At 69.9% G+C, this 25540-nt stretch carries 24 protein-coding genes; 18 read left to right on the top strand and 6 right to left on the bottom strand.

Annotated features, from left to right (window positions below):
* Positions 1-55: 55 nt before the first annotated feature.
* On the top strand, positions 56-358 hold the full coding sequence (locus K0V08_RS09100) for a DUF427 domain-containing protein (protein ID WP_079534231.1): 303 nt from the start codon (positions 56-58) through the stop codon (positions 356-358).
* 28 nt (positions 359-386) lie between these two features.
* On the opposite strand, the gene K0V08_RS09095 is transcribed toward K0V08_RS09100, so the two are convergent.
* From K0V08_RS09095 to K0V08_RS09070, 6 genes are read right to left on the bottom strand one after another with little or no spacing between them, the layout of a single operon-like run.
* Positions 387-1064 (bottom strand): CGNR zinc finger domain-containing protein, encoded by a 678-nt coding sequence (locus K0V08_RS09095; protein WP_079534232.1) that lies wholly within the window; start codon positions 1062-1064, stop codon positions 387-389.
* Positions 1061-1573 (bottom strand): SprT-like domain-containing protein, encoded by a 513-nt coding sequence (locus K0V08_RS09090; protein ID WP_012039325.1) that lies wholly within the window; start codon positions 1571-1573, stop codon positions 1061-1063. Before K0V08_RS09090 ends, K0V08_RS09095 begins: the two co-directional genes overlap by 4 nt.
* Positions 1574-1609: 36 nt before the next feature.
* Complete coding sequence (locus tag K0V08_RS09085) at positions 1610-2140, bottom strand: hypothetical protein (RefSeq protein WP_043561078.1); 531 nt, start codon at positions 2138-2140, stop codon at positions 1610-1612.
* Between the two features lie 10 nt (positions 2141-2150).
* A complete protein-coding gene (locus K0V08_RS09080) occupies positions 2151-3335 on the bottom strand; it encodes a PQQ-dependent sugar dehydrogenase (RefSeq protein ID WP_079534233.1) in 1185 nt (394 codons plus the stop codon).
* 40 nt (positions 3336-3375) lie between these two features.
* Complete coding sequence (locus K0V08_RS09075) at positions 3376-4233, bottom strand: spermidine synthase (RefSeq protein WP_012039322.1); 858 nt, start codon at positions 4231-4233, stop codon at positions 3376-3378.
* A gap of 52 nt (positions 4234-4285) precedes the next feature.
* A complete protein-coding gene (locus tag K0V08_RS09070) occupies positions 4286-4954 on the bottom strand; it encodes an MBL fold metallo-hydrolase (RefSeq protein ID WP_079534234.1) in 669 nt (222 codons plus the stop codon).
* 305 nt (positions 4955-5259) lie between these two features.
* Between K0V08_RS09070 and rpoB the strand changes: the two genes are divergently transcribed.
* The 17 genes from rpoB (at position 5260) to rplW (ending at position 25531) form a co-directional block, all read left to right on the top strand.
* The gene (gene rpoB / locus K0V08_RS09065; protein ID WP_012039320.1) at positions 5260-8748 is read left to right on the top strand and encodes a DNA-directed RNA polymerase subunit beta; all 3489 of its coding nucleotides are present in this window, start codon (positions 5260-5262) and stop codon (positions 8746-8748) included.
* A gap of 48 nt (positions 8749-8796) precedes the next feature.
* Positions 8797-12696, top strand: coding sequence for a DNA-directed RNA polymerase subunit beta' (locus K0V08_RS09060; RefSeq protein WP_012039319.1), 3900 nt, complete (start codon positions 8797-8799; stop codon positions 12694-12696).
* A 188-nt stretch (positions 12697-12884) separates the two neighbouring features.
* Positions 12885-13364 carry a hypothetical protein gene (locus K0V08_RS09055; protein ID WP_174239457.1) on the top strand — a complete coding sequence of 160 codons (480 nt, stop codon included), beginning with the start codon at positions 12885-12887 and terminating at the stop codon, positions 13362-13364.
* A 208-nt stretch (positions 13365-13572) separates the two neighbouring features.
* Positions 13573-14421 (top strand): amino acid ABC transporter substrate-binding protein, encoded by an 849-nt coding sequence (locus K0V08_RS09050; protein WP_079534235.1) that lies wholly within the window; start codon positions 13573-13575, stop codon positions 14419-14421.
* Between the two features lie 44 nt (positions 14422-14465).
* Positions 14466-15131, top strand: coding sequence for an amino acid ABC transporter permease (locus K0V08_RS09045; RefSeq protein WP_012039316.1), 666 nt, complete (start codon positions 14466-14468; stop codon positions 15129-15131).
* Positions 15118-15957, top strand: coding sequence for an amino acid ABC transporter ATP-binding protein (locus K0V08_RS09040; RefSeq protein WP_079534236.1), 840 nt, complete (start codon positions 15118-15120; stop codon positions 15955-15957). The genes K0V08_RS09045 and K0V08_RS09040 overlap by 14 nt, the downstream gene beginning before the upstream one ends.
* Positions 15958-16030: 73 nt before the next feature.
* Positions 16031-17023, top strand: coding sequence for a hypothetical protein (locus K0V08_RS09035; protein WP_079534237.1), 993 nt, complete (start codon positions 16031-16033; stop codon positions 17021-17023).
* Between the two features lie 19 nt (positions 17024-17042).
* Positions 17043-17468 carry a DUF6121 family protein gene (locus K0V08_RS09030; RefSeq protein ID WP_012039313.1) on the top strand — a complete coding sequence of 142 codons (426 nt, stop codon included), beginning with the start codon at positions 17043-17045 and terminating at the stop codon, positions 17466-17468.
* 265 nt (positions 17469-17733) lie between these two features.
* Entirely contained in the window at positions 17734-18108 is a 375-nt protein-coding gene (gene rpsL / locus K0V08_RS09025; RefSeq protein ID WP_012039312.1) for a 30S ribosomal protein S12, read from the top strand.
* Complete coding sequence (gene rpsG / locus K0V08_RS09020) at positions 18108-18578, top strand: 30S ribosomal protein S7 (RefSeq protein ID WP_012039311.1); 471 nt, start codon at positions 18108-18110, stop codon at positions 18576-18578. Before rpsL ends, rpsG begins: the two co-directional genes overlap by 1 nt.
* A gap of 47 nt (positions 18579-18625) precedes the next feature.
* A complete protein-coding gene (gene fusA, locus K0V08_RS09015; protein ID WP_043584328.1) occupies positions 18626-20740 on the top strand; it encodes an elongation factor G in 2115 nt (704 codons plus the stop codon).
* 113 nt (positions 20741-20853) lie between these two features.
* Positions 20854-22047, top strand: coding sequence for an elongation factor Tu (tuf, locus tag K0V08_RS09010; RefSeq protein ID WP_012039309.1), 1194 nt, complete (start codon positions 20854-20856; stop codon positions 22045-22047).
* A gap of 149 nt (positions 22048-22196) precedes the next feature.
* On the top strand, positions 22197-23165 hold the full coding sequence (locus tag K0V08_RS09005) for a DNA topoisomerase IB (protein ID WP_012039308.1): 969 nt from the start codon (positions 22197-22199) through the stop codon (positions 23163-23165).
* 440 nt (positions 23166-23605) lie between these two features.
* Complete coding sequence (gene rpsJ / locus K0V08_RS09000) at positions 23606-23914, top strand: 30S ribosomal protein S10 (RefSeq protein WP_012039307.1); 309 nt, start codon at positions 23606-23608, stop codon at positions 23912-23914.
* A gap of 8 nt (positions 23915-23922) precedes the next feature.
* Complete coding sequence (gene rplC / locus K0V08_RS08995) at positions 23923-24576, top strand: 50S ribosomal protein L3 (protein ID WP_079534238.1); 654 nt, start codon at positions 23923-23925, stop codon at positions 24574-24576.
* Between the two features lie 2 nt (positions 24577-24578).
* Complete coding sequence (gene rplD, locus K0V08_RS08990; protein WP_043584322.1) at positions 24579-25235, top strand: 50S ribosomal protein L4; 657 nt, start codon at positions 24579-24581, stop codon at positions 25233-25235.
* Complete coding sequence (rplW, locus tag K0V08_RS08985) at positions 25232-25531, top strand: 50S ribosomal protein L23 (RefSeq protein ID WP_012039304.1); 300 nt, start codon at positions 25232-25234, stop codon at positions 25529-25531. Before rplD ends, rplW begins: the two co-directional genes overlap by 4 nt.
* The last annotated feature ends 9 nt before the right edge of the window (positions 25532-25540 follow it).

Below are 25540 nucleotides of genomic sequence, written 5' to 3'. Positions count from 1 at the left end.
CCTGTGCATCAGGCGCCGCGCCCGGGACGACGCCACGCAACCGGAAGGTCATCACATGAAGGCACTCATCAACGGCGTCACCGTCGCGGAGGCACCCAAGGACGAGCTCATCGAGATCGAGGGCAACTGGTACTTCCCGCCCCAGAGCGTCGACATGTCGCTCCTGACGGAGACCAGCACGCCGTACCACTGCCCGTGGAAGGGCGACACGCAGTACTACTCCGTGAAGGACGGCGACACCGTGCTGCAGGACCGCGCCTGGTCGTACCCGACGCCCATCCCGTCGTCGTTCGACCGCGTGGGCAAGGACTACAGCGGCTACGTCGCGTTCTGGAAGGAGGTCCGCGTCAGCGAGTGACGCGGATCCGCGCGCACGGCCCGGGGGCTCAGGCTCCCGGGCCGTCGTCGTACGCGGGGGAGGCCGCGGGACGCACGGGCGCCACGCGCGCCGGGATCCCCATGCGCCGCTCCCGCAGCTGCCTGGCGCGGTGGGCGCGCACCTTCGCGCGGTTGCCGCAGCGCCGCATCGAGCACCAGCGCCGGGTGCCCGAGCGCGTGGTGTCGAGGTAGAGCACGGTGCAGTCATCGGCAGAGCAGCGGTGGACCCGCTCGGATCCCGCCCCGAACACCGCCACCGCGTCGCGCGCCGCCGACGCGAGCGCCTGCGCTGGCCGGGCGAGCGCGCGGCCGGCCTGGCGGGATCCGCCGCCGAGCGCGGGCGGCAGATCGGGCGTGGCCGCGTAGAGGTTGAGCACGTCGACGTCGCGCGGCGACGGCTCCGCGCCGTCCGCGATGGCCGCCGCGATGTCGCCGATCGCCTGCCGGAGCGTGCGCGCGTCGGCGAGATCGCGCTCGCCCGGCTCGGAGACGGGCGCGAGGTGCTCGCTCAGCCACGCGCCGAGGGCCGCCGCGTCGGGCAGCGTCTCGCGCGGCTCCGGATCCCCGAGCGCGCCCGTGTAGGCGAGGTCGAGGCTCACGGCGCCCGTGTCGAGGAACCAGCGCAGGCCGTCGGGGTCGGTGATCCACTGGCCGGTGGGCCGCTCGGATCCCGGTGCCCGGCTCACGCGGCTCCCTCGCGCCGATCGGTGCCCGCTGCCCGGCCGGACGCGGCGGCGCCCGACGGCACCTCGCGCTTCGTCCACGCGATGAGGTGCGCCTTGTCGAACCGCTTCGAGCACAGCCCGCAGGCGAGCGGGCGGGTCGGCTTCCGGTAGCGGAAGTGCGCGTGGCCGGCCGGGCACGCGCCCACCCACGGCGCGAGCTCCTCGGCGACCGCGCCCGAGTGCAGCCGGGATCCCTCGTAGCCGAGCTCGGCGGCCACCTTCTTCCACCTCGGCCCATGGCCCGCGCGGGATCCGGCCAGCGCGTGCGCGACCTCGTGCAGCAGCACCTGGTGGATCTCGTCGTCCTCGAACCGCCCCGCCAGGTGCCGGGAGACCGTGATCCGCTTCTCGCCGTAGTGGCAGGCGCCGGCGCGCGTGCGGGCGTGGTCGAACGCGAAGGTCCACGAGGGGTCGAGGTGCAGGGAGATGAGGGCCTCGGCCCAGATCCGCACCCGGGCGAGGTCAGCCACGGCCGGCCGCCGTCGGCCGGTGAGCGAGCGGGACCATCACGCGGGCTGGGCGGCGATGCGCTCCTTGGCGACGTCGATCGCGAGCGCCGAGCTCTCGAGCTGGTCGCTCGGCAGGCCCTCGCGGGTGCGCAGCGTGTACGCGTCCTCGAAGTCGGAGAGCGCGAGGCGGTAGTCGCCCCGGTCGAAGTGCACCTTGCCGCGGTGCTGCAGCGCGAACGCCTCCAGGGCGTACCACTCGTGCGCGCGGGCCTCGTCGACGCAGCCGCCGAGGTCCTGCAGCGCGATGTCGAGCTTGCCCTGGTACTGCTGCACCTGCGCGCGGCGGATGCGGCACGCGAGCAGCGTCTCCCGGTCGCCCGTGAAGCGCGCCTGGCGGACGGCCGCGTTCGCCATGTCCCACGCCTCGTCGAGGCGGCCCAGCATGCGCAGCAGCGCGACCTTCTCGGTGATGGCGGAGAGGCTCCTGAGGGCCTCCAGCTCGTCCAGGCGCTCGCCGGCCGCCCGCAGGTCCACCTTCTCCCGGAGGGTGTCCCTGTCGTAGCCGATGATGATCGCGGTGCCTGTCACGAGGTAGAGATTATCCCGCCTGGATCGGCATGAGCTCGACCCGGAGCAGCTTGTCGTCGCCCGCGCGTGGCGTCCCGCGGCCGTCGGTGTTGCCGGTGAGCATGCGCAGCGAGCCGTCGGGCGCGGCCTGCACGTCGCGGATCCGCCCGAACTCCCGCGTGTAGAACTCTGTCACGCGGTCGTCGGGGATGGGGTCGGTGACCACGGCGCTCGGCCGGATCACCCAGAGGCGCTCGCCGCCGAGGCCGGCCATGAAGATCGTGTCGCCGGAGATCGCGATGCCGCTCGGGCTCGCGTCGTCGGTGGCCCACTGGCGGACGGGGTCGATGTACGCGTCGTCCGCGGCATCGTCCGTCGCCCCCTCGACGACGGGCCAGCCGTAGTTCCCGCCGGGCTCGATGAGGTTCAGCTCGTCCCAGGTGTCCTGGCCGAACTCGGCCGCCCAGAGGTTCCCCGCGGCGTCCCACGCGATGCCCTGCGGGTTGCGGTGGCCCATCGAGTAGACGGGCGACCCCGGCGTCGGGTTGTCCGCCGCCCCCTGCCCGTCGGGCGTGAGGCGGAGGATCTTGCCCGCGAGCGAGATCGGGTCCTGCGCGGCGTCGCGGAGGTTCGCGTCGCCGGTCGTGGCGTAGAGCATGCCGTCGGGGCCGAACGCGATGCGGCCGCCGTTGTGGGTCGTGTCCCGCGGGATCCCCGTGACCACGTCCTCGGCCGCCCCGAGCCCGAGCGATCCCGGCTCCCCCGTCACGTCCATGCGCACGATGCGGTTGTCGGTGGAGCTCGTGAAGTACGCGTAGAGCTGCGTGCCGCCGTCGGCCACGCGCACCGCGATCCCGAGCAGGCCGCCCTCGCCCTGCGGCCCCACGCCCGCGATCGTGCCGGCGATGCGCGTGGTGCCGTCGCCGAGCACCTCCACGATGCGCGACGTGTCGCGCTCGCTGACGAGCAGGGATCCGGACGGCAGCTCGGCGACGGACCACGGCGAGACGAGGTCGGACGCGAGCGCGGTCGGCGTGCCCGAGGGCGCGACGCCGGCCGGCGCGGCGTCGGTGCTGGTGGGGGAGGGCGCGGGCGGCTCGGTGGCCCGCACGTCCACGGGCGAGCCGTCGTCGTTCGTGCAGCCCGTCAGCGCGACGAGGGCGGCGAACCCGAGCGCGGCGACGCGCGCCGGGCGGGTGCGGGAGCGGTGGTTCATGGGGACTCCGGTGGTTCGGCGGGCCTCGGCACCCTGCCGGTCAGGGCTTCGTCTGGAAGACGCTGCGGGCGGGGGAGGGGGACGGGACGGCCGTGGCGTCGGTCACGACGGACGCGCCGGCGATGAAGTCGGCGAGCTCGCGGCCCTCGACGACCTTGGCGGGGTGCGGGCCCCCGGCGAGCAGGCGCGGCACGAAGTCGAAGGGCAGCGGCGTCGCGGACGCGGCGAACACGACGTTCCCGAACCGCCTGCCCTTCAGCACCTGCGTCTCGGCGAGCGCGGCCACGTGGGGGAGGACGTCCTGGATCGTCGCGGCCTGCCCGCGGGCGAACCGGAGGCCGTGGCCGTCGGCGACGTTGACGGTCATGATCCCGCCGGGCGCGAGGAAGGCCGCGGCCTCCGCGTAGAAGTCGCGGCTCGTGATGTGGGCGGGCGTGCGGGCGCCGCTGAAGACGTCCACCACGACGAGGTCGACGGATCCGCGGAGCCCGTGCGGCAGCCGCCCCATGACCTCGCGGGCGTCGCCGTAGCGGAGCCGGATGGAGGCCTTCCGCGACCAGGGCAGGTGCTCGCGCACGAGGTCCACGAGGTCCTGCTCGAGCTCGATGACCTGCTGGCGGGATCCGGGCCGCGTCGCCTCGACGTACCGCGGGATGGTGAGCGCGCCGGCGCCGAGGTGGAGGGCGGTGATCGGCTGCCCCGGGTCGCCGACGAGGTCGATGACGTGCCCCATGCGCTGCACGTACTCGAAGAACAGCTCGCCCGGGTCGTCCATGTTGACGTGGGACTGGGGCGTGCCGTCGACCACGAGCTGGTACGCGCCCGGCACGAACCGGTCGGGCTCGATGACGGCCCGGTGCCCGCTCAGGGACAGGACGGTCGACGGGTGCTCGGGCATCTCCTCAGCCTAGGCGTCCGTCCGGCACCGGGATCCGGGCGCCGGCGACCCGTCACCAGCCGCGCGAGCGCCACGCGGAGAGGGATCCGCGCTCCGCGCCGAGCGTCGTCGAGTCGCCGTGGCCGGGGTGCACGTGCGCGTCGTCGGCGAAGCGCGCGAACAGGCGCTCCTCCACGTCGTCCATCAGCTGCCGGAAGCGGCCAGCGTCGCCCTGCGTGCTCCCGACGCCGCCGGGGAAGAGCGAGTCGCCCGTGAAGAGGTGCGTGCTCCCGTCACCCGGCTGCAGCACGAGGGCGACGCTGCCGGTCGTGTGCCCGCGGAGGGCGACCACCTCGAGCGTCACGCCGCCGAACGCCACCCGGTCGCCGTGGGCGAGCCGACGGTCGGCGTCGACGGGCAGGTCGCCCGCGTCGGCGTCGCCCACGGCCGAGGACGCGCCGGTCGCGTCGAGCACGGCCGCGAGCGCGCCGTGATGGTCGGCGTGGCCGTGGGTCGTGACGACGACGTCGAGGCGTCCCACGGGATCCGGCTCCGACACGAGGGCGAGCAGCCGGTCGACGTCGGCCGCCGCGTCGACGAGCATGCGCTCGCCGGAGTCGAGGTCGGTGAGGAGGTACGCGTCGTTGTCCATGGGTCCGACGGAGGCCTTCCGGACCTCCACGTCGCCCGCCACGTGCACGTGCGAGGGGCCGCCGGGGGACACGTGCCAGGGTGCGCTCATGCCCCGACGCTACGCGGCCCGAGGCGTCGCCCGGCAGGGCAGCCGCACGTTATACACCGAGACACGCCGAGGATGCAAGATTCCGCTGGACATGGCGCGTCGCGACCCGTATGGTGATCCTTTGCGCTCCCACTCCCTTTTGCCTTCATATTGCGGTCGGTCATCGTGTGCGCTCGGGTCCATCCCGAGCCCATCCCGCGAGGTGTGGCGAGCAACTCCATCAGGATCGGCACGGGTCACGTCCCGGGTCGGTCTCGGCGTATCGACGACATCGGAGCCCGACGGGGCCCACGGAGGTAATTTCCTTGGCTGCTGCGCGCAACGCAACTCCCACTCCCCAGAACGGTCGCGACGCATCGCGGCTCTCGTTCGCGAAGATCACTGACACCCTCACCGTCCCCGACCTCCTCGCCCTGCAGACCGAGAGCTTCGACTGGCTCGTCGGCTCGGACGCGTGGAAGCGGCGCGTCGAGGAGGGCACCGCGCAGGGTCGCACCGACCTGGCGCTCAACTCGGGCCTCGAGGAGATCTTCGAGGAGATCTCCCCCATCGAGGACCTGGGCGAGACCATGCAGCTCGGGTTCACCAACCCGTACCTCGAGGAGCAGAAGTACTCCATCGACGAGTGCAAGGAGCGCGGCAAGACCTACTCCGCTCCCCTCTACGTCGAGGCCGAGTTCATGAACCACCTCACGGGTGAGATCAAGACCCAGACGGTCTTCATGGGCGACTTCCCCCTCATGACGGAGAAGGGCACGTTCATCATCAACGGCACCGAGCGTGTCGTCGTGTCCCAGCTCGTCCGCTCGCCCGGCGTGTACTTCGAGCGCCAGCAGGAGAAGACCTCCGACAAGGACATCTACTCCGCCCGCGTCATCCCGTCCCGCGGCGCCTGGCTCGAGTTCGAGATCGACAAGCGCGACCAGGTCGGCGTGCGCATCGACCGCAAGCGCAAGCAGTCGGTCACCGTGTTCCTGAAGGCCCTCGGCCTCACCAGCGAGCAGATCCTCGAGGAGTTCAAGGGCGTCGCGTCCATCGAGCTCACGCTCGAGAAGGACTCCATCCTCACCAAGGAGGAGGCCCTCAAGGACATCTACCGCAAGCTCCGTCCCGGCGAGCAGGTCGCCGCCGAGGCCGCCCGCGCGCTGCTGGACAACTTCTACTTCAACCCGAAGCGCTACGACCTCGCGAAGGTGGGTCGCTACAAGATCAACCGCAAGCTCGGCATCGACAAGCAGCTCACCGACTCGGTGCTGACGGTCGAGGACATCCTCGCGACCATCAAGTACCTCGTCTCGCTGCACGCGAACGAGACGAAGATGAACGGCACGCGCGACGGCAAGCCCGTCGAGCTGCGCCTCGACGTGGACGACATCGACCACTTCGGCAACCGTCGCATCCGCGCGGTCGGCGAGCTCATCCAGAACCAGGTGCGCACCGGCCTGTCCCGCATGGAGCGCGTCGTCCGCGAGCGCATGACCACGCAGGACATCGAGGCCATCACGCCGCAGACCCTGATCAACGTGCGCCCCGTCGTCGCCGCGATCAAGGAGTTCTTCGGCACGAGCCAGCTGTCGCAGTTCATGGACCAGAACAACCCGCTCGCGGGCCTCACCCACAAGCGCCGCCTCTCGGCGCTCGGCCCGGGTGGTCTGTCCCGTGAGCGCGCCGGCGTCGAGGTCCGCGACGTCCACCCGTCGCACTACGGCCGCATGTGCCCCATCGAGACCCCGGAAGGCCCGAACATCGGCCTGATCGGCTCGCTGGCGTCGTTCGCCCGCATCAACTCGTTCGGCTTCATCGAGACCCCGTACCGCCGCGTCGTCGACGGCGTGGTCACGGACACGATCGACTACCTCACGGCCAGCGAGGAGGACGAGTTCCTCGTCGCCCAGGCCAACGCGCCCCTCACGAAGGACTTCCGCTTCGCGGAGGACCGCGTCCTCGTCCGCCCCAAGGGCGGTGAGGTGGAGCTCGTCGCGAAGGAGAACGTCCACTACATGGACGTCTCCCCGCGCCAGATGGTGTCGGTCGCCACCTCGCTCATCCCGTTCCTCGAGCACGACGACGCGAACCGGGCCCTCATGGGCGCGAACATGCAGCGTCAGGCCGTCCCGCTGCTGCGCAGCGAGAGCCCGCTCGTCGGCACCGGCATGGAGGGCTACGCGGCGATCGACGCCGGCGACGTCCTCACCGCCGACGCCTCGGGCGTCGTGCAGGAGGTGTCGGCCGAGGTCGTCACCATCCAGCTCGACGAGGGCGGCACGCAGACGTACTACCTGCGCAAGTTCGACCGCTCCAACCAGGGCACGAGCTACAACCACCGCGTCCTGGTCTCGGCCGGCGACCGCATCGAGGCCGGCGAGGTCATCGCCGACGGCCCCGCCACGGAGAACGGCGAGCTCGCGCTCGGCAAGAACCTGCTCGTCGCGTTCATGCCGTGGGAGGGCCACAACTTCGAGGACGCGATCATCCTGAGCCAGAACCTGGTCAAGGACGACACCCTCTCCTCCATCCACATCGAGGAGTACGAGGTCGACGCGCGCGACACCAAGCTCGGCAAGGAGGAGATCACCCGCGACCTCCCCAACGTCAGCCCGGAGCTGCTCGCCGACCTCGACGAGCGCGGCATCATCCGCATCGGCGCCGAGGTCCGCCCCGGCGACATCCTCGTGGGCAAGGTCACGCCGAAGGGCGAGACCGAGCTCAGCGCCGAGGAGCGCCTGCTGCGCGCGATCTTCAACGAGAAGAGCCGCGAGGTCCGCGACACGTCCCTGAAGGTGCCCCACGGCGAGCAGGGCACGATCATCGGCGTCAAGGTCTTCGACTCGCAGGACGGCGACGACGAGCTCGGCTCCGGCGTCAACCAGCGCGTCGTGGTGTTCATCGCGCAGAAGCGCAAGATCACCGAGGGCGACAAGCTCGCCGGCCGTCACGGCAACAAGGGCGTCATCTCCAAGATCCTGCCGGTCGAGGACATGCCGTTCCTCGCCGACGGGACCCCGGTCGACGTCATCCTCAACCCGCTCGGCATCCCCGGTCGCATGAACTTCGGCCAGGTCCTGGAGACCCACCTCGGGTGGATCGCCAAGCAGGGCTGGGAGGTCGAGGGCAAGCCGAAGTGGGCCGAGCGCCTGCCGGACCACGCGCGCCAGGCCCCGGCCGGCACGAAGGTCGCCACCCCGGTGTTCGACGGAGCGCTCGAGGAGGAGATCGCCGGCCTGCTCGACTCGACGACGGTCACCCGCGACGGCGACCGCCTCATCGGGTCCAGCGGCAAGACGCGCCTGTTCGACGGCCGCTCCGGCGAGCCGTTCCCGGAGCCCGTCTCGGTCGGCTACATGTACATCCTGAAGCTGCACCACCTGGTGGACGACAAGATCCACGCGCGCTCCACGGGTCCCTACTCGATGATCACGCAGCAGCCCCTGGGCGGTAAGGCCCAGTTCGGCGGCCAGCGGTTCGGCGAGATGGAGGTCTGGGCGCTCGAGGCCTACGGCGCCGCGTACGCGCTGCAGGAGCTCCTCACCATCAAGTCGGACGACATCCTCGGCCGCGTGAAGGTGTACGAGGCCATCGTCAAGGGCGAGAACATCCAGGAACCGGGTATCCCCGAGTCCTTCAAGGTCCTGATCAAGGAGATGCAGTCCCTCTGCCTGAACGTCGAGGTCCTCTCGGCCGACGGCCAGGCGGTCAGCCTGCGCGACACGGATGACGAGGTCTTCCGCGCGGCGGAGGAGCTCGGCATCAACATCTCCACCCGCTTCGAGTCGTCCAGCATCGACGACATCTAAGCCCGCTCAAGACTTTCGACTCGAAGCTTTCCAAGGAGAGAAGGAAAATTGCTCGACGTAACAACTTTCGATGAGCTGCGGATCGGCCTGGCCACGGCCGACGACATCCGCCGCTGGTCGCACGGTGAGGTCAAGAAGCCCGAGACCATCAACTACCGCACGCTGAAGCCCGAGAAGGACGGCCTCTTCGGAGAGCAGATCTTCGGACCCAGCCGCGACTGGGAGTGCTCCTGCGGCAAGTACAAGCGGGTGCGCTTCAAGGGCATCGTCTGCGAGCGCTGCGGCGTGGAGGTCACCAAGTCCGCGGTCCGCCGCGAGCGCATGGGCCACATCGAGCTCGCCGCGCCCGTCACGCACATCTGGTACTTCAAGGGCGTCCCGTCGCGCCTCGGCTACCTGCTCGACATGGCGCCGAAGGACCTCGAGAAGGTCATCTACTTCGCCGCCTACATGGTGATCAGCGTGGACGAGGATGCTCGCCACGAGGACATGCCTGGCCTCGAGAACGAGCTCCGGCTCGAGATCAAGACCCTGCAGGACCAGCGCGACAGCCAGATCGCCGAGCGCCTCGGGCGCCTGGAGACCGACCTGGCCGCGCTGGAGGCCGAGGGCGCCAAGAGCGACCAGAAGCGCCGCGCGAAGGACGGCGCCGAGAAGGAGATGGGTCAGACGCGCAAGGCGTTCGACGAGGACATCTCCCGTCTCGAGCGCGTCTGGGAGGAGTTCCGCAGCCTCAAGGTCGGCGAGCTCAAGCCCGAGGACGCCGTCTTCCACGAGCTGCAGGACCGCTTCGGCATCTACTTCGAGGCCCACATGGGCGCCGAGGCGATCCAGAAGCGCCTGGAGGCCTTCGACCTCGAGGCCGAGGGGGAGCTGCTCCGCGAGCAGATCGCCACCGGCAAGGGCCAGAAGAAGATCCGCGCCATCAAGCGCCTGCGCGTCGTCAGCTCCTTCCTCGCGACCGGCAACTCGCCGGCCGCGATGGTGCTGCAGGTCGTCCCGGTCATCCCGCCGGAGCTGCGCCCGATGGTGCAGCTCGACGGCGGCCGCTTCGCGACCAGCGACCTGAACGACCTGTACCGCCGCGTGATCAACCGCAACAACCGCCTCCGTCGTCTTCTGGATCTCGGCGCTCCCGAGATCATCGTCAACAACGAGAAGCGCATGCTGCAGGAGGCCGTCGACGCGCTGTTCGACAACGGCCGCCGCGGTCGTCCCGTCACGGGCACCGGCAACCGCGCGCTCAAGTCCCTCAGCGACATGCTGAAGGGCAAGCAGGGCCGGTTCCGCCAGAACCTGCTCGGCAAGCGCGTGGACTACTCGGGCCGCTCGGTCATCATCGTCGGGCCGCAGCTCAAGCTGCACCAGTGCGGTCTGCCCAAGCAGATGGCGCTCGAGCTGTTCAAGCCGTTCGTCATCAAGCGCCTGATCGACCTGAGCCACGCCCAGAACATCAAGGCCGCCAAGCGCATGGTCGAGCGCAGCCGCGGACAGGTCTGGGACGTGCTCGAGGAGATCATCCGCGAGCGCCCCGTGCTGCTCAACCGCGCGCCCACGCTCCACCGCCTGGGCATCCAGGCGTTCGAGCCCCAGCTCGTGGAGGGCAAGGCGATCCAGCTGCACCCGCTCGTCTGCGCCGCGTTCAACGCGGACTTCGACGGCGACCAGATGGCCGTCCACCTGCCCCTGTCGGTCGAGGCCCAGGCCGAGGCGCGCATCCTGATGCTCGCCTCGAACAACATCCTCAAGCCGTCGGACGGACGCCCGGTCACCCTGCCCACGCAGGACATGATCATCGGCCTGCACCACCTGACCACCCTCAAGGAGGGCGTCGCCGGTGAGGGTCGCGCGTTCAGCTCGGTGGCCGAGGCCATCCTGGCGAAGGACCAGCTCTCGCTGGACCTCAACGCCAAGGTGCGCATCCGCCTGCACGACATCTACTTCGGCGAGGGCGAGGCGCCCGAGGGCGTCGAGCTCGACGAGAAGGGCAAGACCGTCGGCCCCGTGCTGCTCGAGACCACCCTCGGTCGCGCGCTGTTCAACGAGACCCTGCCGGTCGACTACCCCTACATCGAGGCCGTCGCCGACAAGGGCAAGCTCTCCGAGATCGTCAACGACCTCGCCGAGCGGTACCCGAAGGTGGAGGTCGCGGCAGCGCTCGACCGGATCAAGGACGCGGGCTTCTACTGGGCCACGCGCTCCGGCGTCACGGTCGCCCTCTCCGACGTGCTGACCCCGCCCACCAAGGCGGCCATCCTGTCGGGCTACGAGAAGCAGGCCGCCAAGGTCCAGGGCCAGTTCGAGAAGGGACTCACGACGAACGCCGAGCGTCGTCAGGAGCTCATCGAGATCTGGAACAAGGCCACCGCCGAGGTCGCGAAGGCGATGGAGGACAACCTCCCCGCCGACAACAACATCAACCGCATGGTGTCCTCCGGGGCACGAGGCAACTGGATGCAGGTCCGCCAGATCGCCGGCATGCGCGGCCTCGTGTCGAACCCGAAGGGCGAGATCATCCCCCGCCCGATCGTCCACTCGTACCGCGAGGGCCTGACGGTGGCGGAGTACTTCATCTCCACCCACGGTGCCCGCAAGGGACTGGCCGACACCGCGCTGCGCACCGCCGACTCCGGGTACCTCACCCGTCGTCTGGTGGACGTGTCGCAGGACGTCATCATCCGCGAGGACGACTGCGGCACCGGCCGCGGTCTCGACCTGCCGATCGCCACGAAGGGCGCTGACGGCTCGTCCGTCCGCGACTCCAACGTGGAGAACTCGGTGTACGCCCGCTCGCTGGCCGCCGACGCGGTCAACGAGGCAGGCGAGGTCGTCGCCCCCGCGGGCAGCGACGTCGGCGACGTCATGATCGACCACCTGATCGCTGCCGGCGTGCACGAGATCAAGGTGCGCTCGGTCCTCACGTGCGAGTCCGCCGTCGGCGTGTGCGCGGCCTGCTACGGCCGCTCGCTCGCCACCGGCAAGCTCGTCGACATCGGCGAGGCCGTCGGCATCATCGCGGCCCAGTCGATCGGCGAGCCCGGCACGCAGCTCACGATGCGCACCTTCCACACCGGTGGTGTGGCATCGGCGGACGACATCACGCAGGGTCTGCCCCGCGTGCAGGAGCTCTTCGAGGCCCGCACCCCCAAGGGTGCGTCGCCCATCGCGGAGGCCGCCGGTCGCATCACGATCGAGGACACGGATCGCAGCCGCAAGGTGATCCTGACCCCGGACAACGGCGACGAGCCGCACATCTACCCGGTGCTCAAGCGCGCGACCCTCCTCGTCGAGGACGGCCAGCACGTCGAGCTCGGGCAGCAGCTGCACGTCGGCGCCATCGACCCGAAGGAGGTCCTCCGGGTCAAGGGCGTGCGCGAGGTGCAGAAGCACCTCGTGGGCGGTGTCCAGGGCGTCTACCGCTCGCAGGGCGTCCCGATCCACGACAAGCACATCGAGGTCATCGTGCGGCAGATGCTGCGCAAGGTCACGGTCGTCGAGCACGGCGACACGGACCTCCTCCCCGGTGAGCTGGTCGACCGGGCCCGCTACAACGAGGTCAACCGCGCCACGCTGACGGAGGGCAAGAAGACCGCCTCCGCCCGCCAGGAGGTCATGGGAATCACCAAGGCCTCGCTCGCGACCGAGTCGTGGCTGTCGGCCGCGTCCTTCCAGGAGACGACCCGCGTGCTCACGCAGGCCGCCATGGAGGGCAAGTCCGACCCGCTGATGGGCCTCAAGGAGAACGTCATCATCGGCAAGCTGATCCCGGCCGGGACGGGGCTCGCGAAGTACCGCGACGTCACCGTCACCGCGACGGAGGAGGCCAAGGCAGAGCGCTACCCGAACCGCATCTTCACGGATGAGTCGGTGTTCAACGAGTCCGACCTGAGCTTCGTCGACTTCGACAGCTTCAGCTCGGACGACTACACGCCCGGCACCTACAACTAGGACCGCCGGCGCGTGAGCGCACGATGAGAAGGGCCCCGCTCCGGCGGGGCCCTTCCTCGTCCCCGGGGGCGCGCGTCGCGCGCCCCCGTCCCGCACCGCCGGGCTCCCGGATCGGGGCCCGTCCCGGCGATACAGTGGGCGCACCCGGCGCCGGCTGACGCGCGGGCACCCGAGGAGGCGTCGTGCGGATGCTGGAGGACGTGGTCCTGGCATGGCGGGCGCACGCGCTCCGCTACGCCACGGACACCTCGACCTCGTCGGGCAGCGGATCCGGCTCCTGCCCGGCCTGCGACGCATCGCCGTTCACGGACCAGGAGGCGATCCCGCGGGACGCGCCCCACACGGCGATCCATCCGCTCGTCGCCGCGCTCGAGGTCGCGCGCGCCGAGGCGGCCCGCGATGCCGCGGAGCGCCTCTACCGCGAGACCCGCGGACCCCTCTACCGCGACCACCCCTTCGGCATGCCCGCGTTCGTCGACTACGGGGAGCGCGAGGACGACATCCGACGGGTCGTGGACGACGCGATGGCGCGCGAGCTCGCCCCGCTCGCGCCCGTCATCCGCCAGGCACTCGACCGCGTCGTGGCCCTGCGCCTCCAGGAGCTCGAGGGCGAGATCGGGCCGGTCGTGGACGACGGCGACGGGTCCGAGCCCGAGCCGCTCTTCTAGCCACCGGGCGAGCGGGCCAGCGGGCGCCGCCCGTCATCCGGCGACACGGGAATACCGACACGGCGAGGGCGTTGAGATCATGGCGGTCGGCGCACCCGGACGGGTTCCGGGCATCGGACGCCGCATCACCGCGAACGCAGCACCGCGAACACAGCACCCGCACGAGGCGATCCCGCATCCGGGATCCGCCGTGACCGCAAGGACCCCCATGACGCTCCGCTCCCGCCTCCGTCCCTCCGTCGCCCTCACCGGCCTCCTGGCCGTGGCCGCCCTCGGGCTCGCGGGCTGCGCCTCGGGCGATGCGGGCACCGGATCCGCTGACGGCACCTCCGGCACCCCCGCCGCCGCGACGAGCCTCTCCGACGTCAAGGCCAAGGGCGAGCTCGTCATCGGCACCGAGGGCACGTACTCGCCGTTCTCCTTCCACGAGGGATCCGGCTCGGGCGCGCTCACTGGCTACGACGTCGAGGTCGCGACCGCGGTCGCGGACAAGCTCGGCGTCAAGCCGGTCTTCGAGGAGACCCAGTTCGACGGCATCTTCGCGGGCCTCGAGGCCGGGCGCTGGGACGTCATCGCCAACCAGATCTCCATCACGGACGAGCGCAAGACGGTCTACGACTTCTCCGAGCCGTACACGGTCTCGCCCGGCGTGATCATCGTCAAGGGCTCCGACTCGGGCATCAGCTCGTTCGCCGACCTCGCCGGCAAGACCACCGCGCAGTCGCTCACGAGCAACTGGAACGAGCTCGCCACCCAGAGCGGCGCGAAGGTCGAGGCCGTCGAGGGCTTCGCGCAGGCGGTGACGCTCCTCCAGCAGGGCCGCGTCGACGCGACCATCAACGACCGCCTCACGCTCCTCGACTACCAGAAGCAGCAGGGCGACTCCGACCTGCAGGTCGCCGCGGAGACCGACGACCCGTCGCTCAGCGCGCTCGTCTTCCGCAAGGGCAGCGACGACCTCGTGACCGCGGTCGACCAGGCACTCGCCGACCTGCGCGCCGACGGCACGCTCGCGTCGATCTCCGAGAAGTACTTCGGCGCGGACGTCTCGCAGTAGACCGCCGCGTACGCTGACGGACGAGGACGAGACGAGGGGATCGCATGTCGAGGGAGTGGGACCTGTTCTGGTCGTCCTTCGGGCCGCTCGCGCTCGAGACGATCCGCGGCACCATCCCGCTCGCCCTCGTCACGTTCGCCCTGGGCCTCGCCATCGCGCTCGGCCTGGCGCTCATGCGGCTCTACGGCAACCGGCTCGTGTCCGGCATCGCGCGCTTCTACATCTCGGTCGTGCGCGGCACCCCGCTCCTGGTGCAGCTCTTCGTGATCTTCTACGGCCTGCCGTCCATCGGCGTCGTCCTGCCGCCGTGGCCGAGCGCGGTCATCGCCCTGTCGGTGAACGTCGGCGGCTACGCGGCGGAGATCATCCGCGCGTCGATCCTCTCGGTGCCGCGCGGGCAGTGGGAGGCCGGCCACACCATCGGCATGTCCCGCGCCCTGACGCTGCGACGCATCATCGTGCCGCAGGCCGCGCGCGTGTCGGTGCCGCCGCTGTCGAACACGTTCATCAGCCTGGTCAAGGACACGTCCCTCGCCTCGGTGATCCTCGTGACCGAGCTCTTCAAGCAGGCGCAGCTCATCGCGTCGTCCACCTTCGAGTACATGCTGCTGTACCTCGAGGCGGCGTTGATCTACTGGCTCGTCTGCCTCGTGCTGTCGTTCGCGCAGACCCGCCTCGAGAGGAGGCTCGACCGGTATGTCGCCCACTGATCCGCAGGATCCCGCACGCGCCGCCGCGCGCGAGCCCGGCGAGCCCGTCCTCACCGTCCGCGGCCTCCGCAAGTCGTTCGGCGACAACGAGGTCCTCCGCTCCATCGACCTCGAGGTCCGTCGCGGTGGCGTGACCGCGCTCATCGGCCCGAGCGGATCCGGCAAGACCACGGTCCTGCGCTCCCTCAACGGCCTCGAGGTGCCCGAGGAGGGCGTCGTCGAGGTCGCCGCGGCCGACGCCGGCTCCCGGTCCCGCACGACGGGCCCCCTCCGCGTCGACTTCGCCGCGAAGCCGCGGCACCGCGAGCTGCTCGCCCTGCGCGACCGCTCGGCGATGGTGTTCCAGCAGTACAACCTGTTCCCCCACAAGACGGTGCTGGAGAACGTCATCGAGGGCCCCGTGCAGGTCCAGCGGCGCCCGGTCGCCGAGGCGACCCGGGAGGCCGAGGAGCTGCTCGCCCGCGTGGGCCTGGCCGACAAGCGCGACCAGCACCCGTTCCAGCTGTCCGGCGGGCAGCAGCAGCGCGTGGGCATCGTGCGCGCGCTCGCCCTCCGGCCGCAGATCCTGCTGTTCGACGAGCCGACGTCCGCCCTCGACCCCGAGCTCGTGGGCGAGGTGCTCAGCGTCATCAAGGAGCTCGCCGACGAGGCGTGGACGATGGTGATCGTCACCCACGAGCTCGCGTTCGCCCGGCAGGTGGCCGACGAGGTCGTGTTCATGGACGACGGCGTGGTCGTCGAGCGCGGGCACCCGTCGCAGGTGCTGCAGCACCCGACGGAGGAGCGCACGCGCAGGTTCCTGCAGCGGCTCCTCGAGCCCTTCTAGCCGCTCGCGCCCATCTGGCCGCTGCCCGGCATGCCGCCCGGGCAGCGGGGCGCTGCCGAGGTAGGTTCGTGCCATGACCGACGACAGGCCCGCCCCGCACCGACAGCCCGACGAGGCCGACCAGCCGCTGGATCCCCGCACCCCCGACGAGCGCGCCGCCGCCGCCTTCGACGACGGCCCCGCAGACCGGAGCGCCGACTCCGCGCACTCCGACACCTCCACCTTCGACCAGACGGCGTTCGCCGCCCCGGTCGACGAGGACCACGACGCGCGCGAGCGCGAGCGACGCGAGTCCGAGGCCCGCGTGGCCGAGGCCCGGGCGCGCGACGACCGCGAGCGCGAGGCGCGTGAGGCCGAGGCGCGTGAGGCAGAAGCGCGCGAGGCCGAGGCCCGACAGCGCGACGTCGAGGACCGGGAGCGCCGCGAGCGCGAGGCCCGCGAGGCCGACGCGCGCGAGCGCGAGGAGCGCGACCGCCGCGCCCGCGACGAGGAGGCCGCGCGCCAGTCGCAGTCGCAGCCCATCTACGTGCAGGCCCCCGTCCCGCCGGAGAAGCGCGGCAACCGCGGCTTCGGCGTCCTCATCGCCGTCGTCGCCGCCATCCTCTTCGCCCTGCTCTACTCTCTGGGCACCGCGCTCCTCGCCTCGGTGCGCGACCCCGACGCGTTCGGCGACGTCTTCGGCCGCTACATCGCGTCGCCCGTCTTCTACGTGCCCACGATCGCGTTCCTCGTGTTCTTCGTCCTGCTCGCGCTCCTGGTCAACCGGGGCAAGTGGTGGGCGTTCGTCCTCGGAGGACTCCCGGTCGCGGTCCTCGTCTACGCCGCGTACGTCGGCACGCGCCTCCTCCAGGGCGGCGTCATGGACCTGGCCCCGTCGGAGCAGGCGCTCCTGCTCCAGCGCACGGTGACCTTCCCCGACGGGATCCTCGCGGGCTTCCTCGCCCGCGAGCTCGTCACGTGGCTCGGTGCCGGCATCAGCGCACGCGGCCGCCGGATCAAGGCCAAGAACGCCGAGGCCCGCGCCGAGTACGACCGCAAGCTGGCGGAGCAGCCGGACCACCGCTGACGCGTGTCAGGCTGGGGGAGTGATCCCCCTCCTGGCCGCCGTCATGCACGTCGCGCTCGTCGTGTGCGTCTTCGGCTTCGTCGCCCTGCTCGGCGGTGACGAGGTGATCCCCGAGCGCGATGCCGGCGTCCTCCTCGGACCCGTGATGGTCGTGAGCGCGACGCTGGTCTTCGCCGTCGGCCTCATCCGCACCACGCGCGAGGCCGACCGCGAGCGCCGGATCCCCGTCCTGCCGGTCATCGGCTGGGGCGCCGGCGCCTGGCTCGCGTACGGGATCGTCGGGGCCGTGCTCTTCCTCCTGGGCGGGGCGGACGTGTTCGCGAGCCTCGCCTTCGCCGTCCGCCACCTCGTGGATCCGTTCGGCGTCGCCGTGCTCGGGATCTCGGCGCTGCTGGGCCTCGGCGCCGTCGCGTTGGCCGCCCGCGGCCCCTCGTCCACCGTTTGACCGGCGAGTCGCGGAACTGTATCGTTGCGGGGGTGTGCGCTCAGGCGTGCGCTCGTGTCGTGCCGTGAAGTCGGTGCGCGCGGGCCGACCAGGAGCGCACCGATCAGGGTTCGTCCATTCGGCCGGCCCCCACGGCATACCCGCCGGCGCCTCCCACTCCCGTGGGCGACGGACGCGCGGGTCCAGTTGAACTCGATCCCCGCTCGCGGGCGTCGAATGCTGACCATCAACCCGCTGTCACCGTGCAGCATCGAGGAGTCCCGTAGTGCCCACCATCCAGCAGCTGGTCCGCAAGGGCCGCACGCCCAAGGTCGTCAAGACCAAGGCGCCCGCCCTGAAGGCGAACCCCCAGCAGCGCGGCGTCTGCACCCGCGTCTACACGACCACGCCCAAGAAGCCGAACTCGGCCCTGCGCAAGGTCGCCCGCGTCAAGCTCAGCAACGGCCAGGAGGTGACGGCCTACATCCCCGGTGAGGGCCACAACCTGCAGGAGCACTCCATGGTGCTCGTCCGCGGCGGTCGCGTGAAGGACCTCCCCGGCGTGCGCTACAAGATCGTCCGCGGCGCGCTCGACACCCAGGCCGTGAAGAACCGCAAGCAGGCTCGCAGCCGGTACGGCGCGAAGATGGAGAAGAAGTAATGCCTCGCAAGGGTCCCGCCCCCAAGCGCCCTGTCGTCGCAGATCCCGTCTACGGTGCGCCGATCGTCAGCCAGCTCGTCAACAAGATCCTGCTCGACGGCAAGAAGGGCCTCGCCGAGAAGATCGTCTACGACGCCCTCGCCGGCGTCGCGGCGAAGAACGGCCAGGATGCCGTCGTCACGCTGAAGAAGGCGCTCGACAACGTCCGCCCGGCCCTCGAGGTCCGCTCGCGCCGCGTAGGTGGCTCCACCTACCAGGTGCCGATCGAGGTCAAGCCGCACCGCGCGAACACCCTCGCGCTCCGCTGGCTCACGACGTACGCCAAGTCGCGTCGCGAGAAGACCATGACCGAGCGTCTCACCAACGAGATCCTCGACGCATCCAACGGCCTCGGTGCCGCGGTCAAGCGCCGCGAGGACACCCACAAGATGGCCGAGTCGAACAAGGCCTTCGCGCACTACCGCTGGTAGTCGTCCCCCTCGTTCGACAGCACCACCAACCCCTTTCGGAGGAACCTGTGGCACAGGACGTGCTCACCGACCTGAACAAGGTCCGCAACATCGGCATCATGGCTCACATCGATGCCGGCAAGACCACCACCACCGAGCGCATCCTGTACTACACGGGCATCACTCACAAGATCGGCGAGGTCCACGACGGCGCCGCCACGATGGACTGGATGGCCCAGGAGCAGGAGCGCGGTATCACGATCACGTCCGCCGCGACGACGTGCTTCTGGAACAAGAACCAGATCAACATCATCGACACCCCCGGGCACGTCGACTTCACCGTCGAGGTGGAGCGTTCGCTCCGCGTCCTCGACGGCGCGGTCGCCGTGTTCGACGGCAAGGAGGGCGTCGAGCCCCAGTCCGAGACGGTGTGGCGCCAGGCCGACAAGTACGACGTGCCGCGCATCTGCTTCGTCAACAAGATGGACAAGCTCGGCGCCGACTTCTACTTCACGGTCGACACGATCATCAACCGCCTCGGCGCCAAGCCGCTGGTCATCCAGCTGCCCATCGGCTCCGAGAGCGGCTTCGAGGGCGTCATCGACCTGGTGGAGATGCGCGCGCTCACGTGGCGCGGCGACTCCAAGGGAGACGTCGAGCTCGGTGCGAAGTACGACATCGAGGAGATCCCCGCGGATCTGCAGGACAAGGCGGACGAGTACCGGGCCAAGCTGCTCGAGACCGTCGCCGAGACCGACGACGCGCTGCTCGAGAAGTACTTCGGCGGCGAGGAGCTGACGGTGGCGGAGATCAAGGCCGCCATCCGCAAGCTCACCGTCAACAGCGAGATCTACCCGGTGCTCTGCGGCTCCGCGTTCAAGAACCGCGGCGTCCAGCCGATGCTCGACGCGGTGATCGACTACCTCCCCAGCCCGCTCGACGTGCCGCCCATGGAGGGCCACGACGTGCGCGACGAGGAGAAGATCATCATCCGCAAGCCCGACTCGACCGAGCCCTTCTCGGCGCTCGCGTTCAAGGTCGCGGTGCACCCGTTCTTCGGTCGCCTCACGTACGTCCGGGTCTACTCGGGCACCATCGCGAGCGGCTCGCAGGTCATCAACTCGACCAAGGGCAAGAAGGAGCGCATCGGGAAGATCTTCCAGATGCACTCCAACAAGGAGAACCCGGTCGACTCGGTCACCGCCGGTCACATCTACGCGGTCATCGGCCTCAAGGACACGACCACGGGCGACACGCTCTGCGACCCGCAGGACCAGATCGTCCTCGAGTCGATGACGTTCCCCGAGCCCGTCATCGAGGTCGCGATCGAGCCGAAGACGAAGGCCGACCAGGAGAAGCTGGGTGTCGCCATCCAGAAGCTCGCCGAGGAGGACCCGACCTTCCGCACCGAGCAGAACCAGGAGACCGGTCAGACGGTCATCAAGGGCATGGGCGAGCTCCACCTCGACATCCTGGTCGACCGCATGAAGCGCGAGTTCAACGTCGAGGCCAACGTCGGCAAGCCGCAGGTCGCGTACCGCGAGACCATCCGCGGCACGGTCGACAAGCACGACTTCACGCACAAGAAGCAGACGGGTGGATCCGGGCAGTTCGCCAAGATCCAGATCAAGATCGAGCCCATGGAGGTGACCGCGGAGAAGACCTACGAGTTCGACAACAAGGTCACCGGCGGTCGCGTCCCCCGGGAGTACATCCCCTCGGTGGACGCGGGCATCCAGGACGCGCTCCAGGTCGGCATCCTCGCCGGCTACCCGATGGTCGGCGTGAAGGCGACGCTGCTCGACGGCGCCGCGCACGACGTCGACTCCTCGGAGATGGCGTTCAAGATCGCCGGCTCGATGGCCTTCAAGGAGGCCGCGCGCAAGGCGAAGCCCGTGCTGCTCGAGCCGCTCATGGCCGTCGAGGTCCGTACGCCCGAGGAGTACATGGGCGACGTCATCGGCGACCTGAACTCCCGTCGCGGCCAGATCCAGGCCATGGAGGACGCGAGCGGCGTGAAGGTCATCACCGCGAACGTCCCCCTGTCGGAGATGTTCGGCTACGTCGGCGACCTGAGGAGCAAGACCTCCGGCCGCGCGGTGTACTCGATGAGCTTCGGCAGCTACGCCGAGGTCCCGAAGGCTGTCGCCGACGAGATCGTCCAGAAGAACAAGGGCGAGTAGCCCTCCAGTTCGAGCGGCATCCGCCGTTTCAGTACCATAAGCAAGATCTCCAACACGCAGGGCGTCCGGGAACACCCGGACGCCCCGCAACCGAGTCCTGAGGAGGACCCACAGTGGGTAAGGCCAAGTTCGAGCGGACCAAGCCGCACGTCAACATCGGAACGATCGGTCACGTCGACCACGGCAAGACGACGCTGACGGCAGCGATCTCCAAGGTCCTGGCGGACAAGTACCCGTCGGCGACCAACGTGCAGCGCGACTTCGCGTCCATCGACTCCGCTCCCGAGGAGCGCCAGCGCGGCATCACGATCAACATCTCGCACGTCGAGTACGAGACGCCCAAGCGTCACTACGCTCACGTCGACGCCCCGGGTCACGCTGACTACATCAAGAACATGATCACGGGCGCGGCGCAGATGGACGGCGCGATCCTCGTGGTCGCCGCCACCGACGGCCCCATGGCGCAGACGCGCGAGCACGTGCTGCTCGCGAAGCAGGTCGGCGTGCCGTACCTGCTCGTCGCGCTCAACAAGTCGGACATGGTCGACGACGAGGAGATCCTCGAGCTCGTCGAGCTCGAGGTCCGCGAGCTGCTCTCCAGCCAGGACTTCGACGGCGACAACGCCCCCGTCGTCCAGGTCTCCGGCCTCAAGGCGCTCGAGGGCGACGAGAAGTGGGTCGAGCAGATCGTCAAGCTCATGGACGCGGTCGACGAGTCCATCCCGGAGCCCGTCCGCGACAAGGACAAGCCGTTCCTCATGCCCGTCGAGGACGTCTTCACGATCACCGGTCGTGGCACCGTCGTCACGGGTCGCGCCGAGCGCGGCACCCTCGCCATCAACTCGGACGTCGAGATCGTGGGCATCCGTCCCACCGTCAAGACCACCGTCACGGGCATCGAGATGTTCCACAAGCAGCTCGACGAGGCCTGGGCCGGCGAGAACTGCGGGCTCCTGCTCCGCGGCACCAAGCGCGAGGACGTCGAGCGCGGCCAGGTCATCGTCAAGCCGGGTTCGGTCACGCCGCACACGGACTTCGAGGGCACCGCGTACATCCTCTCCAAGGAGGAGGGCGGGCGTCACAACCCGTTCTACGCGAACTACCGTCCGCAGTTCTACTTCCGCACCACCGACGTCACCGGCGTCATCACGCTGCCCGAGGGCACCGAGATGGTCATGCCCGGCGACACCACCGACATGAACGTCGCGCTGATCCAGCCGATCGCCATGGAGGAGGGCCTCGGCTTCGCCATCCGTGAGGGTGGCCGCACCGTCGGCGCCGGCACGGTCACGAAGATCGTCAAGTAGCACCCAGCTCCACCAGCACCACCTCCGACAGGGTCGGGCCGTCATGGCCCGGCCCTGTCGGCCGTTAACGCGCCACGAGGTGTCACGGCTGGCAGGGAGCCTTCGCATCGTGCCCTGACCGATGGCGATGGTGCGCGTAGGTTCGACCAATGGTCAGACTCCGGCGCAGCGACGCCACCGGCAAGGGCTACACGCGCAGGCGCTCGGGCAAGGGCTGGACCTACCTCGACTCCGACGGGAACCGCGTCACCGACAAGGTGCTCCGCGCGCGCATGGACCACCTCGGCATCCCGCCGGCCTGGACCGACGTCTGGATCGCGCCCTACGAGAACGGGCACGTGCAGGCCACGGGCATGGACAGCGCCGGCCGCCGGCAGTACATCTACCACCCGACCTGGCGCGAGCAGAAGGACCGGATCAAGTTCGACCGCTCGCTGCAGCTCGCCGAGTCGCTCCCCGCCGCGCGACGCCAGGTCACCATGCACCTCCGCCAGGACGGCTTCACGCGCGAGCGCGCGCTGGCCGCCGGCTTCCGGATGCTCGACACGGGCAGCCTCCGCGTCGGCAGCGAGCGCTACACGGAGTCGAACGGCAGCCACGGCCTGTCGACGCTGCTGTGCTCGCACGTCACCGTGCACGGGGACTCCGTGCACCTCGAGTTCCCGGCGAAGAGCGGCCAGGAGTGGTCGAGCGACATCCGCGACCACGACCTCGTGCAGGTCGTCGGGGGCCTGCAGGAACGCGGTCCGAACGCGCGGCTGCTGGCCTACGAGGAAGGTGGCGAGTGGCACCCGCTCGGCGCGGCCGACATCAACGACTACGTGCGCGAGCGCACGGGCGGCGAGTTCACCGCCAAGGACTTCCGGACGCTGCACGGCACGGTGGCGGCGGCGATCAGCCTGGCGAAGCACGGCCCCGAGGCGACGAAGGGCAAGCGGCAGCGGGCGCTCGCGCAGGCGTACCGCGACGCCGCCGAGGTGCTCAGCAACACCCCGACCATCGCGAAGAACAGCTACGTGGACCCACGGCTCGTCGACGAGTACGTGCACGGCCGCACGATCGACCCGCAGCGCCTCGCGTCGGGGGAGACGGAGCTCCGGAACCTGCTGTTCCGATGACCTCCTCGGCGCCTCGACGCCGTCGGCGGGAGGCGCCCGGAGCCCCGGAATCACGGGGGAGTGGGCGCGACACGCCCGGGTTGCACGCGTGGCCGGACTATGACAAACTCGTCTAGTTCAACATTCCGACGCACGCCGCCCTGCGCGCGAGACGTCGGATCACTGCCAGGCAGTGCATAGCCGCCCGGAGCGCTCGTCGCTCCCGGAGCAGGTTAGGCCGCGGGCAGCAGAGCAGAAGCACACGACACCCACCGGATGAGCACCGCTCGTCCGCGCCCGCATGCGGGCGGGTGCACGAGCTGCCCGAGGCCGCGTCCCACGATGTGCGCCCGGGTGCACCACGGATGGGGCGTGCCACGCGGCCGTGCCATCCGAGCGAGGGACACACGCGTCCAATACGGTCCGAGGCCGCATGACGCACGAAAGAGAGAGAGTCACACATGGCGGGACAGAAGATCCGCATCCGACTTAAGTCGTACGACCACTCGGTCATCGACTCCTCGGCCCGGAAGATCGTCGACACGGTGACCCGCGCGGGCGCCACGGTCGTCGGCCCGGTGCCGCTGCCCACGGAGAAGAACGTGATCTGCGTGATCCGTTCCCCCCACAAGTACAAGGACAGCCGCGAGCACTTCGAGATGCGCACGCACAAGCGTCTGATCGACATCGTCGACCCGACGCCGAAGGCGGTCGACTCGCTCATGCGACTCGACCTCCCGGCCGACGTCAACATCGAGATCAAGCTCTAAGGGAACCCATGTCTACCGCTAACAGGACTTTCACCGGTCTGCTCGGCACGAAGCTGGGCATGACGCAGGTGTGGGACGAGAACAACAAGCTCATCCCCGTGACCGTCGTGCAGATCACCCCGAACGTCGTCACCCAGGTGCGCACGCCCGAGGTCGACGGCTACGGCGCCATCCAGATCGCCTACGGCCAGATCGACCCCCGCAAGGCCGACAAGCCGAGCACCGGCCACTTCGACAAGGCCGGCGTCACGCCGCGCCGCCACCTCACCGAGGTCCGCACGGCCGACTTCGCCGAGTACGCGCTCGGCCAGGAGATCACCGTCGGCGCCTTCGAGCCCGGCAGCAAGGTCGACGTCGTCGGCACCAGCAAGGGCAAGGGCTTCGCCGGCGTCATGAAGCGCCACAACTTCAAGGGCGTCTCGGCTTCGCACGGTTCGCACCGCAACCACCGCAAGCCCGGCTCCATCGGCGCCTCCTCGACCCCCAGCCGTGTCTTCAAGGGCATGCGCATGGCAGGTCGCATGGGTGGCGAGCGCGTCACCGTGCTGAACCTCGTCGTCCACAGCGTGGACGCCGAGAAGGGCCTCCTGCTCGTCAAGGGCGCAGTGCCCGGCGCGCGTGGCCGCATCGTCTTCGTCCGCAACGCAGTGAAGGGGAAGTAGTCATGGCTACCGACACCCAGCTCGACGTCCTCGACGCGACCGGTGCAGTCACCGGCTCCGTCGACCTGCCCGCGTCGCTGTTCGACGTGCAGACCAACGTCCCGCTCATCCACCAGGTCGTCGTCGCCCAGCTCGCCGCGGCGCGCCAGGGCACGCACAAGACCAAGGGTCGCGGCGAGGTCTCCGGCGCCGGCCGCAAGCCGTTCAAGCAGAAGGGAACCGGTCGCGCTCGTCAGGGCTCGATCCGCGCCCCCCAGATGACCGGCGGTGGCATCGTCCACGGACCCACGCCCCGCAACTACTCGCAGCGCACCCCCAAGAAGATGATCGCCGCGGCTCTGCTCGGCGCCCTCTCCGACCGCGCGCGCGGCGCCCGCCTCCACGTCATCGAGAGCCTCTCCGCCGGAGACGTCCCCTCGACGAAGACCGTGGTCGCGCTGCTCGAGGGCATCGCCACGAGCAAGCACGTCCTCATCGTCCTGGAGCGCACCGACGAGGTCAGCCTCCGCAGCGTGCGCAACATCCCGACGGTCCACGTGCTGTCCTACGACCAGCTCAACGCGTACGACGTGCTCGTGAGCGACGACATCGTCTTCACGAAGGGCGCGTTCGACGCGTTCGTCGAGTCGAAGACGGCCAAGGAAGAGGTTGCCGCATGAGCGCCACCCAGAAGGATCCCCGCGACATCATCATCGCGCCGGTCGTCTCCGAGAAGAGCTACGGCCTGATCGACCAGGGCAAGTACACGTTCATCGTGGACCCCCGCTCGAACAAGACCGAGATCAAGCTCGCGATCGAGAAGATCTTCGGCGTGCAGGTCGCGTCGGTCAACACGCTCAACAAGCAGGGCAAGACCCGCCGGACCAAGTTCGGGATGGGCAAGCGCAAGGACACCAAGCGCGCCATCGTCTCCCTCAAGTCGGGCTCCATCGACATCTTCACGACTGTCGGCTGAGACCGGGAC

It is taken from the genome of Clavibacter michiganensis (genome assembly GCF_021216655.1).
Taxonomy (GTDB): Bacteria; Actinomycetota; Actinomycetes; order Actinomycetales; family Microbacteriaceae; genus Clavibacter; species Clavibacter michiganensis.
The sequence above is the reverse complement of the archived record's forward strand: the minus strand, read 5'-3'. Positions and strand labels throughout refer to the sequence as shown.

Coding starts and splice junctions, on each gene's coding strand:
- K0V08_RS09070 (WP_079534234.1), bottom strand. CDS start 4,954: ATGAGCGCACCCTGGCACGTGTCCCCCGGCGGCCCCTCGCACGTGCAC.
- rplD (WP_043584322.1), top strand. CDS start 24,579: ATGGCTACCGACACCCAGCTCGACGTCCTCGACGCGACCGGTGCAGTC.
- K0V08_RS09100 (WP_079534231.1), top strand. CDS start 56: ATGAAGGCACTCATCAACGGCGTCACCGTCGCGGAGGCACCCAAGGAC.
- K0V08_RS09045 (WP_012039316.1), top strand. CDS start 14,466: ATGTCGAGGGAGTGGGACCTGTTCTGGTCGTCCTTCGGGCCGCTCGCG.
- K0V08_RS09040 (WP_079534236.1), top strand. CDS start 15,118: ATGTCGCCCACTGATCCGCAGGATCCCGCACGCGCCGCCGCGCGCGAG.
- K0V08_RS09075 (WP_012039322.1), bottom strand. CDS start 4,233: ATGCCCGAGCACCCGTCGACCGTCCTGTCCCTGAGCGGGCACCGGGCC.
- K0V08_RS09035 (WP_079534237.1), top strand. CDS start 16,031: ATGACCGACGACAGGCCCGCCCCGCACCGACAGCCCGACGAGGCCGAC.
- rplC (WP_079534238.1), top strand. CDS start 23,923: ATGTCTACCGCTAACAGGACTTTCACCGGTCTGCTCGGCACGAAGCTG.
- rpsG (WP_012039311.1), top strand. CDS start 18,108: ATGCCTCGCAAGGGTCCCGCCCCCAAGCGCCCTGTCGTCGCAGATCCC.
- K0V08_RS09050 (WP_079534235.1), top strand. CDS start 13,573: ATGACGCTCCGCTCCCGCCTCCGTCCCTCCGTCGCCCTCACCGGCCTC.
- rplW (WP_012039304.1), top strand. CDS start 25,232: ATGAGCGCCACCCAGAAGGATCCCCGCGACATCATCATCGCGCCGGTC.
- K0V08_RS09055 (WP_174239457.1), top strand. CDS start 12,885: ATGCTGGAGGACGTGGTCCTGGCATGGCGGGCGCACGCGCTCCGCTAC.
- rpsJ (WP_012039307.1), top strand. CDS start 23,606: ATGGCGGGACAGAAGATCCGCATCCGACTTAAGTCGTACGACCACTCG.
- K0V08_RS09080 (WP_079534233.1), bottom strand. CDS start 3,335: ATGAACCACCGCTCCCGCACCCGCCCGGCGCGCGTCGCCGCGCTCGGG.
- K0V08_RS09005 (WP_012039308.1), top strand. CDS start 22,197: ATGGTCAGACTCCGGCGCAGCGACGCCACCGGCAAGGGCTACACGCGC.